11 protein-coding genes and 1 riboswitch are annotated in these 16,375 nt (G+C 71.5%); of the genes, 7 read left to right on the forward strand and 4 right to left on the reverse strand.

What is annotated here, in order from left to right; all coding sequences use genetic code 11:
* Together ACV530_RS33020 and ACV530_RS33025 are read left to right on the forward strand one after the other, a co-directional pair.
* Positions 1 to 4,487 (forward strand): amino acid adenylation domain-containing protein (locus ACV530_RS33020; RefSeq protein WP_494336378.1); only part of this gene is annotated, 4,487 nt, incomplete at its 5' end.
* The gene (locus ACV530_RS33025) at positions 4,484 to 8,164 is read left to right on the forward strand and encodes an ABC transporter ATP-binding protein (RefSeq protein WP_494336379.1); all 3,681 of its coding nucleotides are present in this window, start codon (positions 4,484 to 4,486) and stop codon (positions 8,162 to 8,164) included. The genes ACV530_RS33020 and ACV530_RS33025, both read left to right, overlap by 4 nt.
* Before the next feature lie 28 nt (positions 8,165 to 8,192).
* Here ACV530_RS33025 and ACV530_RS33030 read toward each other — a convergent pair whose 3' ends face one another.
* Positions 8,193 to 9,422, reverse strand: coding sequence for an MFS transporter (locus ACV530_RS33030; RefSeq protein ID WP_494336380.1), 1,230 nt, complete (start codon positions 9,420 to 9,422; stop codon positions 8,193 to 8,195).
* Positions 9,423 to 9,643: 221 nt separating this feature from the next.
* Between ACV530_RS33030 and ACV530_RS33035 the strand changes: the two genes are divergently transcribed.
* Positions 9,644 to 10,306, forward strand: coding sequence for a DedA family protein (locus ACV530_RS33035; RefSeq protein WP_494336381.1), 663 nt, complete (start codon positions 9,644 to 9,646; stop codon positions 10,304 to 10,306).
* Between the two features lie 76 nt (positions 10,307 to 10,382).
* Here ACV530_RS33035 and ACV530_RS33040 read toward each other — a convergent pair whose 3' ends face one another.
* A complete protein-coding gene (locus tag ACV530_RS33040; RefSeq protein WP_494336382.1) occupies positions 10,383 to 11,030 on the reverse strand; it encodes a (2Fe-2S)-binding protein in 648 nt (215 codons plus the stop codon).
* 23 nt (positions 11,031 to 11,053) lie between these two features.
* Positions 11,054 to 11,251, forward strand: a riboswitch (cobalamin riboswitch).
* Between the two features lie 38 nt (positions 11,252 to 11,289).
* Here ACV530_RS33040 and ACV530_RS33045 point away from each other — a divergent pair.
* Genes ACV530_RS33045 through ACV530_RS33055 form a run of 3 tightly spaced genes read left to right on the forward strand, consistent with a single transcriptional unit; the run spans position 11,290 to position 14,065 of the window.
* Positions 11,290 to 12,279 (forward strand): ABC transporter substrate-binding protein, encoded by a 990-nt coding sequence (locus ACV530_RS33045; RefSeq protein ID WP_494336383.1) that lies wholly within the window; start codon positions 11,290 to 11,292, stop codon positions 12,277 to 12,279.
* Positions 12,276 to 13,304 (forward strand): FecCD family ABC transporter permease, encoded by a 1,029-nt coding sequence (locus tag ACV530_RS33050; protein ID WP_494336384.1) that lies wholly within the window; start codon positions 12,276 to 12,278, stop codon positions 13,302 to 13,304. The genes ACV530_RS33045 and ACV530_RS33050 overlap by 4 nt, the downstream gene beginning before the upstream one ends.
* Positions 13,301 to 14,065 (forward strand): ABC transporter ATP-binding protein, encoded by a 765-nt coding sequence (locus tag ACV530_RS33055; RefSeq protein WP_494336385.1) that lies wholly within the window; start codon positions 13,301 to 13,303, stop codon positions 14,063 to 14,065. Before ACV530_RS33050 ends, ACV530_RS33055 begins: the two co-directional genes overlap by 4 nt.
* Before the next feature lie 67 nt (positions 14,066 to 14,132).
* On the opposite strand, the gene ACV530_RS33060 is transcribed toward ACV530_RS33055, so the two are convergent.
* Entirely contained in the window at positions 14,133 to 14,666 is a 534-nt protein-coding gene (locus ACV530_RS33060) for a gamma carbonic anhydrase family protein (protein WP_494336386.1), read from the reverse strand.
* 122 nt (positions 14,667 to 14,788) lie between these two features.
* Between ACV530_RS33060 and ACV530_RS33065 the strand changes: the two genes are divergently transcribed.
* A complete protein-coding gene (locus tag ACV530_RS33065; protein WP_494336387.1) occupies positions 14,789 to 15,472 on the forward strand; it encodes an acyltransferase in 684 nt (227 codons plus the stop codon).
* A 30-nt stretch (positions 15,473 to 15,502) separates the two neighbouring features.
* On the opposite strand, the gene ACV530_RS33070 is transcribed toward ACV530_RS33065, so the two are convergent.
* Entirely contained in the window at positions 15,503 to 16,369 is an 867-nt protein-coding gene (locus tag ACV530_RS33070; RefSeq protein WP_494336388.1) for an EamA family transporter, read from the reverse strand.
* Between the last annotated feature and the right edge of the window lie 6 nt (positions 16,370 to 16,375).

Below are 16,375 nucleotides of genomic sequence, written 5' to 3' on the forward strand. Positions count from 1 at the left end.
AGGACCGTCCCGGTGACAAGCGGCTGGTCGCCTATGTCGTTCCTGCCGCGGGTGGCACGGTCGACGGCGCCGAAGTACGCCGCTTCCTCAGCGGTCGCCTCCCCGAATTCATGCTGCCGGCCGCGGTCGTTCCGCTGCCGGAACTGCCTCTGACCCCCAACGGCAAGCTGGACCGACGCGCGTTGCCGGCACCCGAGTACGACGCCCCGGCATCCGGGCGCGGTCCGCGCAACGGGCATGAGCAGGTCCTCTGCGCGGCCTTCGCCGAGGTACTGGGTGTGGAGCGGGTCGGGATCGATGACAGCTTCTTCGATCTCGGTGGCCATTCCCTGCTGGCCACCCGCCTCATCAGCCGCATCCGCACCGTTCTGAACGTGGAACTGCCCCTGCGTGCCCTCTTCGAGGGGCCGACGGTAGCCCGGCTCGCCGAGCGGGTCGCTGACGCCGGAGCGGCGCGGCCGGCGCTGGTGCCGATGGACCGCCCGGCCAAAGCGCCACTGTCCTACGCCCAGCGGCGGCTGTGGTTCCTCAACCGCTTCGAGGACGAAACGGCATCGGCGTACAACATGCCCATCGCCCTGCGGCTGACGGGAGACGTGGACCACGCGGCACTGGGGGCGGCTCTCCACGACGTGGTCGCACGGCACGAGTCTTTGCGCACCGTGTTCCCCGATGGCGCGGACGGCTCACCGGTCCAGCACGTCCTGGACACCGATGATGCCTGCCCTGCCCTGTCGGCGGTGCCGGTATCCCAGGCAGAGCTCTCCGACGTGTTGGCGGCCGAGGCGGTGCGAGGGTTCGAGCTGGCGGTCGAACCCCCATTGCGGGCAAGGCTGTTCGTGCTGGATGACGCCACCCATGTCCTGATGGTGGTGCTGCACCACATCGCCGGTGACGGCTGGTCGATGGTGCCGCTGGCCCGCGACCTGGCCGCGGCGTATGAGGCGCGTACCGCTGGCCGTGCTCCAGAGTGGGAGCCGTTGCCGGTGCAGTACGCCGATTATGCGCTGTGGCAGCGGCAGCTGCTCGGCGATGAGTCCGACCCGGACAGTCCGCTCAGTCGGCAGGTCGCGTATTGGAAGGCGCAACTGGACGACCTCCCCGAGCAGTTGAAGCTTCCCGTCGACCGGTCCCGGGCCGCGGAAGCCTCCTACCGGGGCGATCATGTGGCGTTCAAACTGGACGCAGAGCTGCATGGGCGACTGGCCGAACTGGCCCGGCGGTCGGGTGCCAGCATGTTCATGGTGGTGCAGGCCGCGTTCGCCGCGCTGCTGTCGCGGCTCGGGGCCGGGACGGACATCCCGATCGGTTCACCGGTCGCCGGGCGTATGGACGAGGCGTTGGACGATCTTGTTGGGTTCTTTGTGAATACGCTGGTGTTGCGTACGGATGTGTCGGGTGATCCGAGTTTCCGTGAGTTGGTCGGGCGGGTTCGTGAGGCCGACTTGGCCGCGTACGCGCATCAGGATGTGCCGTTCGAGCACCTGGTGGAGGTCCTCAACCCCACCCGCTCCACCTCCCGGCACCCCCTGTTCCAGGTGATGCTGACCTTCCAGAACAACGAACAGGCCGACATACGGCTCCCCGGCATGACGCTGGAGCAGGAGGTCACACCCACCGCCACCGCGAAGTTCGATCTGTCGCTGAGCATGCGCGAAACGGAGGGTGCGGATGGCGGACCGGCGGGGCTCGTCGGGTCCTTCGAGTTTGCGATGGACCTGTTCGACCGGGTGACGGTCGAGGGGCTCGCCGGACAGTTCGCACGACTCCTGGCCGCGGCGGTCGGCGACCCCGACCGGCCGGTCGGCGACCTGGAGATTCTGTCCGTGAAGGAGCGCGAGAAGCTGCTGACCGGCTGGCAGGGCCCCCACATCGACCTCGCGCCGCAGCTGCTGTCAGAGCTCTTCGAGGAACAGGCGGGGCGCACCCCGGAGGCAACAGCCGTCGTCTTCGAGGACATCGAGCTCAGCTATGCGGAGCTGAACACGTGGGCCAACCGCCTTGCCCGGTTCCTGATCGGACACGAGGTCGGCCCGGAGGACACAGTGGCCCTGGTGCTGCCGCGCTCCGTGGACATGCTGGTGGCCATGCTGGCGGTGCTGAAGGCGGGTGCGTCCTATCTGCCGGTGGACCCCCGATACCCGGCCGAGCGCATCGCGTACGTGCTCGAGGATGCCCAGCCCGTGGTGGTGCTCACCACGGCAGAAGAACGCGGCCGCGTCCCGTACGGTGCCATCGTGCTGGAGGAGGCTGCCGAGGCGGTCGCCCGTGAGTCCGGGGCCGACGTACCGGACTCTCACCGGCGCAGCCGCCTGCTGCCCGGCCACCCCGCGTACCTGATCTACACTTCGGGCTCCACGGGAAGGCCGAAGGGCGTCGTGGTCACTCAGGAGGCGGTCAGCGGCCACCTGAGGTGGATGGCGGCGGCGTACCCGCTCGACGCCACGGACAAGATGCTCGCCCGGACCTCGTTCAGCTTTGACGCGGCCGTGTGGGAGACATGGCTGCCACTGGTCACGGGCGCCGCCCTGCACATGGCCACCGCCGAAGTCGCCGCCGACCCGCACCGGTTGGCGGACTACATCGCCGAACGCCGCATCACGGTTGCCCAGGTCGTGCCCTCCCTGCTGTCCGAGCTGTGCGCGGCCGCCGTAGCAGCGGACTGCACCGCGTCGCTGCGAAGGCTCTTCGTGGGCGGTGAACCGCTGCCCGCTGCCTTGGCGGAGCTGGCTCAGGACACCTGTGGCGTACCTTGCGTCAACCTGTACGGGCCCACCGAGTCCACCGTCCAGGTCACTCATTACGAGGCGCGGCCCAACACCTCGGGCACCGGCCGGGGCGGCGATGCGTACCTGCCGGTCGGCAGCCCCGTGTGGAACGTCCGCGCTTATGTCCTCGACGATCGGCTGCGGCCGGTGCCCGTGGGCATCCCCGGCGAGCTGTACCTGGCCGGCGATCAGCTGGCACGCGGCTACACGGGTCCGACCGGCCTGACCGCCGAACGGTTTGTCGCCGACCCCTATGGGCCCCCGGGCGCCCGCATGTACCGCACCGGCGACCTGATGCGCCGGCGGCGCACCGGCGACCTGGAGTTCCTGGGGCGTGTCGACGAACAGGTCAAACTGCGCGGCTTCCGTGTCGAACTCGGAGAGATCGAGGCCGCGTTGATGGCGCAGTGGCAGATCGCCCGGGCTGCCGTCCTGGTCCGGGAGGACCGGCCCGGTGACAGACGCCTGGTGGCGTATGTGGTGCCCGCCGACGGCGCCCCGCTCGACCTCGGCGAGCTGCGTGGCCGCCTCGCCGCCGTCCTGCCGGACTTCATGGTGCCCACGGCTGTGGTGGCCCTGGACGCGTTCCCGCTCATGCCCAACGGCAAGCTGGACCGGCGCGCCCTGCCGGCGCCCGATGTGCCGGCCGTCGCCGGACGTGCCCCGCGCAACCCCCAGGAAGAGGCCCTGTGCGGCCTGTTCGCGGAGGTTCTGGGCGTGACCGGGGTGGGGATCGACGACAACTTCTTCGATCTTGGCGGCCACTCGCTGCTCGCCACTCGCTTGATCACCCGGATCAGGACGGTGTTCGGCGTGCGCATGTCGCTGCGGACGCTGTTCGAGGCCCCCACCGTCGCGCGCCTGGTGCAGCGGTTCGACGGCGGTGACTCGAGTGACGGCCTGGCCGTGCTGATGCCGCTGCGCGCGGAGGGCAGTCGGCCCCCGCTGTTCTGCGTTCACCCGGCCAGCGGCCTCAGCTGGGCCTACGCGGGCATGCTGCAGCACCTCGGGCCCGACCAGCCGGTGTACGGCCTGCAGGCGCGCGGCATCGCCGAGGAACAGCGGCTGCCCGGCTCCCTGGAGGAGATGGCCGCCGACTATGTGGCACAGATCCGCACCGTGCAGCCGTCGGGCCCGTACCACCTCCTCGGCTGGTCCTTCGGCGCCGTCGCCGCGTACGCTGTCGCGACCGCGCTCCAGGAACAGGGCGAGGCCGTCGCGTTCCTGGCGCTCCTCGACGGATATCCCTACAACGGGGACGACGCGGAGACAGCGGAGACGGCGGACGAGCCGGATGAAGTGGCCATCCTCCGGGCTCTCCTGCGCGACATGGGCATCGAGGACGACCTGCGCGATGACACCGTGCCCCCGCTGGCCAAGGCAGCGGATCTGCTGCGCCGCCAGGGCGGCGCGTTGACCGGGCTCGAGGAGAAGACGCTGGCCAGGGTGGTCGCCGTCTGCGCCAACGGCGCACGCATCTCCACCCGGTTCCGTCCGGCGGCATTCCGCGGCGACATCGAGTTCTTCACGGCCGCCGCGGGCCGCCCCGACCGGCTCGACGCCCATTCCCTGTGGGCTCCGCATGTGGAGGGACACATCACCGACCACCCCGTCGACTGCGAGCACAGCGACATGACCACGTCGGGGCCGCTCAAGGAGATCTCCGAGGCGGTCGCCCGGAAGCTCGACCAGCTCGCGGGGAACGAGGGCGGCCGGTGACGCTCTCCGCCCGGCGGCGAGGCTCGCGCCGTATCAGTGGGCCGGCTGCGTCCGGCTCGCCGATCCGGCGCCTCCTCGGCTGCTGCCACCGCTACCGTCGCACCGTCGCGCTCACCCTGGGAGCCGCCATGGCCGCCATCGCGGCCGCCGCGGCCGTGCCGCTGATCTCCCGGGCCATCGTGGACCGGGTCATCACCGCGGACGAACTGCCGCTGTGGCCCTGCCTGTCGATGTTGGTCCTGGCCGGACTCATCCGCTTCGGGGCCGGCGCCGCGCAGCGCTCCCTGGCGGCGCGGCTCTCCTGCGACGTCCAGCACGACCTGCGGATGCGCGTCTTCGCCGCGCTGTCCCGGCTCGACGGCACGGGCCAGGACAGGCTGCAGACCGGACAGATCGTCAGCCGGTCGATCTACGACCTGTCCATGGCGCAGGGGCTGCTCGCGATGCTGCCGGACGTCTTCGCCGGAGTCCTGCTGTTGGTGCTGTCCCTCGCGGTGATGTTCGTCCTGTCACCACTCCTCACCGTGGTCATGCTGGTTGTCCTGCCGCCGTTGCTGTACACGGCCTGGCACAGCAGCAGACGCCTGTACCCGGCCACCCTGGAGGCGCGGCAGCGCGAGGCCGCCGTCGCCTCGGTCGTCGACGGCGCGATCGCCGGGGTCCGCGTAGTGAAAGGGTTCGGGCAGGAGGAACGGGAACAGTACAGGCTCGGCGCCGCTGCGAACGTCCTGTTCGCGGCGCGGCGCCGCGTGGTGCGCCTCAACTCCCTGTACGGCTCGACGCTGCAGGCGCTGCCTTTCCTCGGCCAGGTGGGCATCCTCGCCATTGGCGGCTGGATGGCCTCTCGTGGCGCCATCTCGCTCGGTACATTCGTGGCGTTCTCCACATACGTCGCCCAGATCGTCTCCCCGCTGCGCGGCCTGGCCACCGTGGTGACCGGCCTCCATCAGGCACGCGCCAGCGTTGTCCGGGTCTTCGAGGTAGTGGACACCCGGCCCCTCGTCGCGGACCCGCCCGCCGCACGGAGGCTGGCGCCCGGGCCCGTGGGCGTCGAGCTGGCCGATGTGACGTTCGGATACGAGGGGGACGAGGGGCGCGCCGAGCCCGTGCTCCACGGGCTCTCCCTCACCGTGCGACCCGGCGAGACCCTCGCCCTGGTCGGCGCGCCCGGCTCCGGCAAGTCCACGGTGTCGCTTCTGCTGCCCCGCTTCTACGACGTGCAGGGCGGAGCCGTGCGTCTCGGCGGCAGCGATGTGCGGAGCCTGGACCTCGACTCGCTGCGATCCGCCATCGGCCTGGTGCCCGAGCACAGCTTCCTCTTCTCCGGCACCGTGCACGACAACATCGCCTATGGCCGCCCCGAGGCCACCGACGAGCAGGTCGCGGCAGCCGCCGCGGCAGCCTGCGCCGACCGCTTCATCCGCGAACTGCCGCACGGCTACGACACCGTGGTCGGTGAACGGGGCTTCACTCTCTCCGGTGGGCAGCGGCAGCGCATCGCGCTGGCCCGCGCGCTGCTCACCGACCCGCTCGTCCTGCTGCTCGACGATGCCACCTCGGCCGTCGACCCGCGTACCGAAGCGGAGATCCACGCCACGCTCCGCCAGGCGATGAACGGCCGGACCACTCTGCTGGTCGCCCGCCGCCGCAGCACCCTCGAACTCGCCGACCGGATCGCTTTCCTGGAGGGCGGCCGGGTCGTCGACACCGGTACGCACGACGAACTGGCGGCGCGTTCACCGGCGTACCGGGCGCTGTTCGCCGCCGGACCTGACCCGGGCGGCGCGGCCACCGAACGCGGCGGGCCGGCGGGACGCGGGGACACCCCGCTCGCGATGGACACCGGCCCGGGCGTCGCCGAGGAGACCTCGGAGCCGGGCCCCCTGCCCCAACTCGCCGCTCTTGCACCCGCTGTCGATGCGGACCCCGCCTTCGGGCTCCGCCGCCTGCTGCACCCCTTCCGCCGCGCCATCGCCCTGGGAGCAGTGCTTGTCCTGCTCGACGCGCTGGTGAGCGTGTTCGTGCCCCTGCTCATCCGCACCGGCATCGACAGCGGCATCCAACGAGCCGCGTCCCGGGTGGTGTTGGCCACCTCCGTCGCTGCCGTGGCCGTCGTACTCGTGGGCTGGGCGGTCAGCATGGCCCAGATCAGGACGAACGGCATCCTCGGCGAGCGCATCCGCTATGTGCTGCGCCTGCGCGGCTTCGCCCATCTGCAACGCCTCGACCTGGCCTACTACGAGCGCGAGCCATCCGGCCGCATCATGACCAGGATGACCGCGGATGTGGACGCGGTCGCGGCGTTCGCCCAGACCGGGTTCGCCACCGCGGTCGTCAGTCTCGTCTCCACCGTCACCGTGCTCACCGTGCTGCTCGTCCTGGACTGGCGGCTCGGCCTGGTGGTGTGCGCGGCCCTGCCGGTGCTGGCCGGCGCCACGTTCCTGTTCAGGCGGGCGGCCGCTGCGGCATACGGAACCGCTCGCGACACGTCCGGCGCGGTCAACGCGGAGCTGCAGGAGCACGTCGCGGGCCTGCGCATTGTCCAGGCGTTCCGGCAGGCCGAGCGCGGTGCCGAGCGGTTCGCCCGCAAGAGCGCCGCCTACCGTACCGCCCGGCTGCGCGCTCAGCGCTACGCGGCGGGCTACTTCGGTTTTGTGGAATTCCTGCCCGGCGCGACCGCCGCGTGCGTCCTGGCCTTCGGCGCGGACCGAGCCGGCGACGGCACCCTCACCATGGGCCTGCTCGTGGTGTTCCTTCTTTACGCCGACGTCCTGTTCTCCTCCGTCCTGCAGCTCTCCCAGGTCTTCGACGGATACCAGCAGGCATCCATCGGTCTCAGCCGAATCCTGGAGCTGTTCCGCACCCCGACCGGCACTCCGAGAGCTGAACGCCCACTCCCCGTAGGACAGCTGAAGGGAACCATCGACTTCGCGGACGTCTGCTACCGCTACCCCGGCGCGCCCCGGGACGCACTGCACGGCGTATGCCTGAGTGTGCCGGCCGGCCAGACGGTGGCGCTGGTCGGAGAGACCGGCGCGGGCAAGTCGACACTCGTCAAGCTGGTGGGGCGGTTCTACGAAGTCACAGCGGGCGCCGTTCGCGTCGACGGGCACGACCTGCGCACCTTGGAACTCACGGACTACCGCCGCCGCCTCGGCATCGTCCCCCAGGAGATCCACTTGCCGGGCGAGACGGTCCACGACGCCATCGCATACGGCCGCCCCGGGGTGACCCGGGCCGAGGTGAAGGCGGCGGCGAGGGCTGTCGGCGCCCACGAGCTGCTCTCCGGACTCCCCGGCGGATACCGGCACCCCATTGGCGAGGGAGGCCGGAACCTCTCCGCCGGGCAGCGTCAGCTCATCGCCCTGGCGCGAGCCCAACTCGTCGACCCTGATGTGCTCTTGCTCGACGAAGCCACCTCCGCCCTCGACCCGGCCACCGAGGCGGCCGTCTCCGGCGCCGTCTCCCGGCTCGCCGCCGGCCGCACCTCCCTGATAGTTGCTCACCGCCTCACCACAGCGGCGCGCGCGGACCGCATCGTGGTCCTGCACGGCGGCCGCATCGTGGAGGAGGGCAGTCACGCCGGACTGCTCGCCCACGGCGGTCACTACGCACGGCTGTGGCGCGCTGCGCTCCCGGAGGACGGCTGCGACAGGCAGTTCGCCGCGGGTCGGTGACCTGCGGATATCCGGGCTGCCACCAGTCCTAGTCGCGCAGCGCGCGCCGGTGATCGTCGCTCCGCAGCGTGGCCAGCGCGAGAGCCCCGGGGACGCAGGCGGCGATGACGTAGTAGGCCGGGATGTCGGCGCTGCCGGTGCGCCGCCCCAGTTCGGTGATCAGCAGTCCCGCACAGCCGGAGAACACCGCGTTCGAGAGCGCGTACGCCACGCCCAGGCCCGTACAGCGGACCCGCGTGGGAAACATCTCGGCCAGCATCGCGGGCCCGGGCCCCGCCATGAGTCCCACCAGAGCACCTGCCACTGCCACCGCGCCGCCCTTCAGCCACACCGGGGCCGCCGGGTCCCGCACCAGCCCGAGCAGCGGCAACGCCGACGCCGCCGACAGGACGGCACCGGTCAGCATCACCGCCCGCCGTCCGATCCGGTCGCTCAGCGCGCCCGCGGGGAGGATCACGGCGGCGAAGCCGAGGTTGGCGAAGACGGTGGCCGCCAGTGCCTGCCGGAGGCTCGCGCCCAGAACGCTCTGAAGGTACGAGGGGAGCACCACGAGGAACGTGTATCCGGCCGCCGCCCATGCCATGAGCCGCCCGGCCCCGAGCGCCATGGCCGCCACCGAGGCCCGTGCCTCTGCTTGTGGCGCCCGGCGAAAAGACGGTGTCTCCTCCAGCCCCAGACGCATCAGCAGGGCCACTGCCCCCATGGGCAGCGCCGCAAGGAACGGCAGCCGCCACCCCCAGGACGTGACCTGCCCCTCCGACAGCACCGCGGCCACCAGCGCCGCCGCGCCGGAACCAGCGAGCAGACCGAGCGCCACGGTGAACGACTGCCACGCCCCGTACAGCCCCCGCCTGCCCGGCGGTGCCAGCTCCGTCAGCAGCGAGACGGCACCGCCGAACTCCCCACCTGCCGACAGGCCTTGGACGATGCGCAGTGCCGTCAGCAGCCATGGTGCCGCGGCGCCGGCCGTCGCGTACGTGGGCAGCGCACCGATGAGTGCCGTCGCACAGGACATGGTCACGACAGCCGCGATCAGCGCCGGCCTGCGCCCGAACCGGTCACCGGCCCGGCCGAGGAGCAGGGCGCCCACCGGCCGGAAGAAGAACGCCAGGGCGAACGCCCCGTACGTCCGGACCAGGGCCTCCGCCTCCCCGCCGCCCCGGGAGGCGAAGAAATTGGCCGCCACGACTGTCGCGAAGTAGCCGTAGACGCCGAACTCGTACCACTCGATGAAGTTGCCGGCCGATCCCGCGGCCACGGCTTTCAGCGAGCGCGGCAACCGGGGCTCCGCCCGGGAACGCCCGAGGAGAGTGACCGCTCTCTTGCACACAGTTACTACTTGCGCCCGGCGGACGAACAAATAACTGCTCGCGCTCAACCGATGGCGCCGATGCGGAGTCTTTACTCAAGTAGGCTTCCCCGGCGTGCGCCCGCATCGCGCGCGCCGGGCATTGGTCATTAACCGGGGAGGAACCGGCTTTGCACGTGCAGGAGTGGCTCGAATCGGTGCCGGCGGTCGCCGTCTACCTGTTGGTGGGCGGGGTCATCGGCCTGGAGAGTCTGGGCATCCCGCTTCCCGGTGAGATCGTTCTTGTCAGCGCCACGCTGATGGCTGCCACCGGCGGCGACCACATCAACCCCTACATCCTCGGCGCCTGTGCCGTCGCGGGTGCCATCATCGGAGACTCGTGCGGCTATCTGATCGGCCGCAAGGGCGGCAAACCACTGCTGGACCGGCTCGGCCGTAAGTTCCCCAAGCATTTCGGCCCCCACCATGTGGCCACCGCCGAGCAGGCCTTCACGAAGTGGGGCATGTGGGCCGTCTTCATCGGCCGGTTCATCGCGCTGCTGCGCATCTTCGCCGGACCGCTCGCGGGCGTCCTGAAGATGCCGTACTGGAAGTTCCTCATCGCCAACGTGCTCGGCGGCATCGTCTGGGCCGGCGGTACGGTCGCGCTCATCTACACGGTGGGCAAGGCCGCCGAGGAGTGGATCGGCAAGTTCTCCTACCTCGGTCTCGCCGCCGCCGTCCTCTTCGGCATCGGCTCGTTCGTCGTGATGCGGATGAAGGCCAAGAAGGCCGCGGCGAAGGCCGAGGCGATGGAGGCCGCCGAGACCGAGACCGCCGCCGTCGCCGAATAGGGCGATAGGGCGACCCGCCGCTTCCGCAGCCCGCGTACGACAACCGTCGTGCGCGGGCTGTGTGCGTTCGGTGCGCTCAGCGGCGGCCCAGTACGCAGTCCCCGCACGGCGCGGCGCCGGGCTTGCGGTGGTAGAGGCAGCAACTGCGCCGCCGGAAGGCCGATCCGGGCCACTCGGCCAGGCCGTGGTGGCTGCCGAGGCCCGTCAGCTCGCGGCCCAGGGCCTGCGCGTGTGCCGCCCGTTCGGGGTGGGCCGCTGCGACGGCATCGAGTGCTTCCGCCACCGTGGAGGCCGAGTTGCCCCACAGGACCTTCGGGGAGATCGGCAGGAGTTCGCGCAACGCGTCCGCGACCGGCTCCAGCAGCGCATGCCCTTGCGCGTACACCTCCTCCGGCGAAGCCGCCTTCCAGTGCCCCGCGGGCCGGGCCAGGTGCAACGGCACCGCACCGCCCGGTGCGGGCAGCCAGTACAACTCCCCGCCCGGCAGGTCGAGCAGCAGCCCGTGGCACAGGTGCGCGCCGATCAGCGGGGACCAGACCCGGGCCGCCAGGCCCTGGAACATCACGGAGGCGGCCACCCGCCGCTCCGTCAGGGCGAGGCGTCGCGCGACACCGTCGACACGGCCGGCGAGCGCGCTGCGGTCGGTTGCCAAATCGGCCCAGGGGCGGGCGTCGTGGGGCGGTGGACCGGTACTGACGCTGAAGAAGCGCCTCAAGTCGGCCAAGTCGGCCAGGGAATACGGCATCGGTTGAGAGCCTGTCACAGGGCCATTTGAACATCCCTTTAAGATGTCCGTGGATGCCAGGAAGCCGGTGCAATTCCGGCACGGTCGCGCCACTGTGACCGGGGAGCGAACCTCGACGAAGGCCACGGCCGCAAGGCGGGAAGGCCGAGGGGAGTGCTGATCCGGGAGTCAGGAGACTGGCCCGCTTGCCATGCCCCGACCCCCGGCCCGGTTCCGGTGAGAGGACCCACACAGCACCATGCGCATTCGCATACGCATGCTTCCCGGCCTGGCGGCAGCCGTCTGTCTGCTGCTCGTCGCCGGCTGCGGCTCGGCCGCGCCCAGGACCGATTCGGCGGACACGGACACCGCCGAAGGCTTCCCCTACACCGTGCGCAACTGCGGTGTCACCACCACCTATCAGCACCCGCCCACCCGTGCGGTGGCGCTCAACCAGCACGCCACCGAGATCATGCTGGCGCTGGGCCTGCAGAAGTCCATGGTGGGCACCGCCTACCTCGACGACGCCGTACTGCCCGAGTACCGGGCCGCCTATGACTCGGTCAAGGTGCTCGCCAAGCAGTATCCCTCCCAGGAGACTCTGCTCTCCGCCGAACCCGACTTCGTCTACGCCGGGTTCGGCAGCGCCTTCGACGAGTCGCAGGGACGCGGCCGTGCCGCGCTCGCCAAGAGCGGCGTCAACACCCACCTCAGCATCGAGAACTGCCCCTCCGGCCGCGTGACCACGGCCACCGACGACCAGGAGATCCTGACCGTCGGCCGGATCTTCGGGGCGGAGGGCCGGGCCAAGGCGCTGGTCGCCTCGATGCACACCACCCTGGACCGGGTGAAGTCCCGCCTCGCCCAGGCGAAACCGGTGAAGGCCTTCGTCTACGACAGCGGCGAGCAGACCGCGTTCACCGCCGGCGGCGCGGGCATCGGCAACGAGATCCTCGAACTGGCCGGTGGCAGAAACGTCTTCGCCGACCTCGACAAGCGCTTCGGCAACGTGTCGTTCGAGCAGGTCGCCCAGCGGGCCCCCGAGGTTGTCGTGATCTACGACTACGGGGATCAGTCCGTCGAGGCCAAGAAGTCCTTCCTGCTGTCGAACCCGGCGCTCAAGGACGTGCCCGCGATCCGCGACCGGCGCTTCGTCGTACTCCCGCTCTCCTCCACGGTGTTGGGCGTACGGGTGCCCGCGGCGGTCGAGTCGCTGGCCCGGCAGCTGCACCCGGAGTCCTTCCGGTGACCCGGAACACCCGGTACTGGTCGGTGGTGGCGGGGCTGCTCGTCCTGCTGTGCGCGGTGGTCACGTTCGGCGTCGCACTGGGCTCGGTCACGGTGCCGCCCGGACAGGTCTGGCAGATCCTGTGGCACCGGCTCGTACCGTCGTCGGGCGGTGGCGACTGGCCGCAGGTCCGGGAAACCATCGTGACGGACGTCCGGCTGCCCAGGGTGCTGCTCGGCGGCACCGTGGGGGCGGGGCTGTCCGTCTGCGGCATGGCGCTCCAGGCCCTCGTCCGCAATCCGCTCGCGGAACCGGCGCTGCTCGGCGTCTCCTCCGGGGCGAGCGTCGGCGCGGTGCTGGTGGTCGTCTCCGGGGTCACCCTGTTCGGGACGTACTCGCTGTCCGCCGCCGCCTTCCTCGGCGGGCTGGCCGCGCTGGTGGTGGTCTACACCCTGGCGCGGGCCGGCGGCCGGATGACCACCCTCCGGCTGATCCTGGCCGGGGTCGCCACCGAGCATGTGCTGCTCGCCGTGACCAGCTTCCTGATCGTGACCTCCGACCAGCCGCAGAAGGCACAGTCCGCGATGCAGTGGATGCTCGGCGGGCTGGGCGGTACCGGTTGGGACCGCCTGTGGCTGCCCGCGGCCGCCGTCCTGCTCGGCACCGTCGTCCTGCTGGGTACGGCCCGGCAGCTCAACCTGCTGCTGGCCGGGGAGGAAGCCGCCGCCGCACTCGGCCTCGACGTAGGCCGCTTCCGCGCGCTGCTGTTCGTGCTCTGCGCGCTGCTGGTCGGGGTGATCGTGGCGGTCAGCGGCGCGATCGGATTCGTCGGCCTGATGATTCCGCACATCACCCGGCTGCTGGTCGGCGCCGACCACCGGCGCGCCCTGCCCGTCGCCGCCCTGCTCGGCGCGGTCTTCCTGATCGCCGCCGACCTGCTCGCCCGCATGGTGATCCGGCCCGAGGAGATCCCCGTCGGCATCGTCACCTCCCTTGTCGGCGGTCCTGCTTTTCTGTGGCTGATGTACCGCAAGGGGCTGGCATGAGCGAGCTGCGCACCGAAGCGGTGACCGTACGCGCGGACGGACGCGCCCTGGTCGAGGAGGTCTCGCTACGAGCCGCCCCCGGCGAGGTGCTCGGGCTGGTCGGCCCGAACGGGGCGGGCAAGTCCACCTTGTTGCGCACCTGCTACCGGGCGCTGCGCCCGAGCTCCGGCCGGGTGCTGCTGGACGGCGAGGACATCTGGCGGATACCCGGCAGGCAGTTCGCCCGCAGGCTCGCCGCGGTGCTGCAACAGACCCCGGCCGAATTCGAGTTGACGGTCCGCGACGTGGTGTCCATGGCACGCGCCCCGTACCAGCGCGCCTTCCGGGGCGACGGCCGGGACGACCTCCGGGCCGTCGGCTCCGCGCTGGAGGCGCTGGGTGTGGCCGACGTGGCCGAGCGGCGCTTCGACCGGCTCTCCGGCGGTGAGAAGCAACGGGTGCTGATCGCCAGGGCGCTGGCCCAGGAGCCGTCGGTGATGGTGCTGGACGAGCCGACCAACCACCTGGACCTGCGCCACCAGCTCGACGCGCTGCGGCTGGTGCGCGAGCTCGGGGTCACCGCCGTCATCGCCCTGCACGACCTCAACCTGGCGGCCGCCTTCTGCGACCGCGTCTGCGTCATGCACGGCGGGCGGCTGACCGCCGCCGGAACCCCGGAAGAGGTCCTCACGCCCCAACTGATCGCCGAGGTCTACGGGGTGACCGCCGAGGTCACCCGGCATCCGCGCACGGGGAAGCCGAACATCGTCGTGCTGCCTTAGTGTTGGGGGCGGCGGACGCCCGGCACGGCCGCCGTGCCGGGCGTCCGCCGCGGGGGAGCACGTCGCGTCAGTTCGAGGACGTCGCCTCGCGGTGAGCCTGCGCCAGCTCCACGTACGTCGCGGCGTTGAGCTTGATGTGCTCGCGCTCCTCGGCGGTCAGCTGTCGCCTGACCTTGGCCGGCACCCCCGCGACCAGCGAGCCCGGAGGCACCTCCATGCCCTGGGGGACGAGCGCCTGCGCGGCGACCAGCGAACCGGCGCCGATCCGCGCGCCGTTGAGGACGGTCACCCCCATGCCGACCAGGACGTCGTCCTCCACGGTGCAGCCGTGCAGAACGGTGTTGTGGCCCACGGTCACCCGCTCCCCGACGCTCACCGGGAAGCCGGGGTCCACGTGCACGGTGCAGTTGTCCTGGATGTTGCTGTCCGCGCCGATCGTGATCGGTCCGCCGTCGGCCCGCAGCACGGCGTGGTACCAGATGCTCGAACCCGCCCCCAGCGTCACGTCGCCGAGCACGACGGACGTCGGCGCGGTGAAGGCGCGCGGATCGATCCTCGGCTCCTTGCCGCACACACCGGAAATCAACGCCCGTTCGGTCATGGCTCTCTCCTCGCTCGTCCCACGGGCACCGTATGTGACGTGGCCACGGCCCGTGCCGCCGTGGGTCGAAGATCACAGGGCCCGTGCCGTCCGGCCCGCCGGGCGCTGAGTACGGTGAGCGGGTGCCGAAGAATCGCAACACGTTCTCGTCCGGCGCCGTCGTGGCCCTCCGGGCCTGGCGGCGCCGGGCCGTCTCGAGCGCCGTCCACCGCGGCTGGCGCTGGGTCCAGGACGCCGGGTCGGTCACCGCGGAGCGCCCCGGCCCGTACCGCTTCAGCAGGATGGGCACCGGCACCCGGCTCGCGTTCCCGCTCGGGACCGTGTTCGGTGAGCGGTGGATCGAGATCGGCGACCACTGCGTCATAGGCGAACAGGTCACCCTCACCGCCGGGATGATGCCGGACCTCGACCTCGGCCCGGAGCCCGTGCTGCGCCTGGGCAACGGCGTCGTGCTCGGCCGGGGCAGCCATGTGATCGCGTCCCAGCGGATAACCTTCGGCGACGACGTGTTCTGCGGCCCCTACGTCTATGTCACCAGCGACAACCACTCCTACGACGACCCCACCCAGCCCATCGGCCGGCAGTGGCCGCGCAGCGCGCCCGTCACGATCGGCTCCGGGAGCTGGCTGGGCACCGGGGCGGTGATCCTGCCCGGCGCACGGCTCGGGCGGAACGTGGTCGTCGCGGCGGGCGCGGTGGTCCGCGGCGAGGTGCCCGACCACGCGGTCGTGGCCGGGGTCCCCGCCAAGGTCGTACGGCGCTGGGACGAGACGGAGGGCTGGGTTCCGCCGATACGCGGCACTTGACCCGTCAATCCGTTGACCCGTCGTAGCTCGTCAACCCGTCGCGAGCAGCACCGTGCCGACGAGAGCCAGTCCCGCGCCGGACGCCTGGACGGTGCGCAGCCGTTCGCTCAGCAGGCCGCGCGCGGCCAGTGCGGTGACGACGGGGTAGAGCGAGGCGAGGACGGCGGCCACGGTCACCGGACCGTTCTGCGCGGCCAGCGCGTAGGTGCCGTTGGCGGTCACGTCCGCCAGCCCCACGAAGGCGAGCGCGGGCAGCGCCTGGCGGATCGCGCCCAGGCCGCCGTCGGGCAGTGCCGGAGTGCCGCGCCGCGCGGACGCGTACAGCGCCCCCACGCCCACCGCCACGTTGCTCAGGCGCTGGACGAACAGGGCGAGGAACAGCCCGGTCAGCGTGTGCGACGCCTCCGCGATCAGGGACATCGTCAGGCCGAAGCCGGCCGCCGCGATCAGCGTCAGCATCAGGGTCTGCCGCTGCACGCGCGCACCGCCCCCGCCCGGCCCGCTCGCCAGGACCACTCCGGCCACGGCGACCGCGATCCCCGCGAACTGGAGCGGGCCCGGACGCTCGCCGAGGACGAGGCCGACACCGACCGGCACCACGACGCCGCCGAGCGCGCCGATCGGGGCCACGACCCCCATCGGCCCGAGCGACAGGGCCCGGTAGAAGCAGAGCATCGCGCCCGTGCCCACCGCACCCGCCGCCACCGCGAACCACAGCTGCGGCCCGGCCTCCGACCAGCCGCCGGTCGCCACGACGATCGTGCCCAGCGCACCCACCGCCAGCAACTGTGAGACCAGTACCACGGTCAGGGCAGGCATGCGCCGGGTGAGCAGTCCGCCGCCGAAGTCGGCCAGCCCCCACAGGAAGCTGGTGGCCAGGGCGAAGAGCGGTGTCATGGGGTG

The sequence above is a fragment of the Streptomyces sp. SX-6 genome, assembly GCF_059089585.1.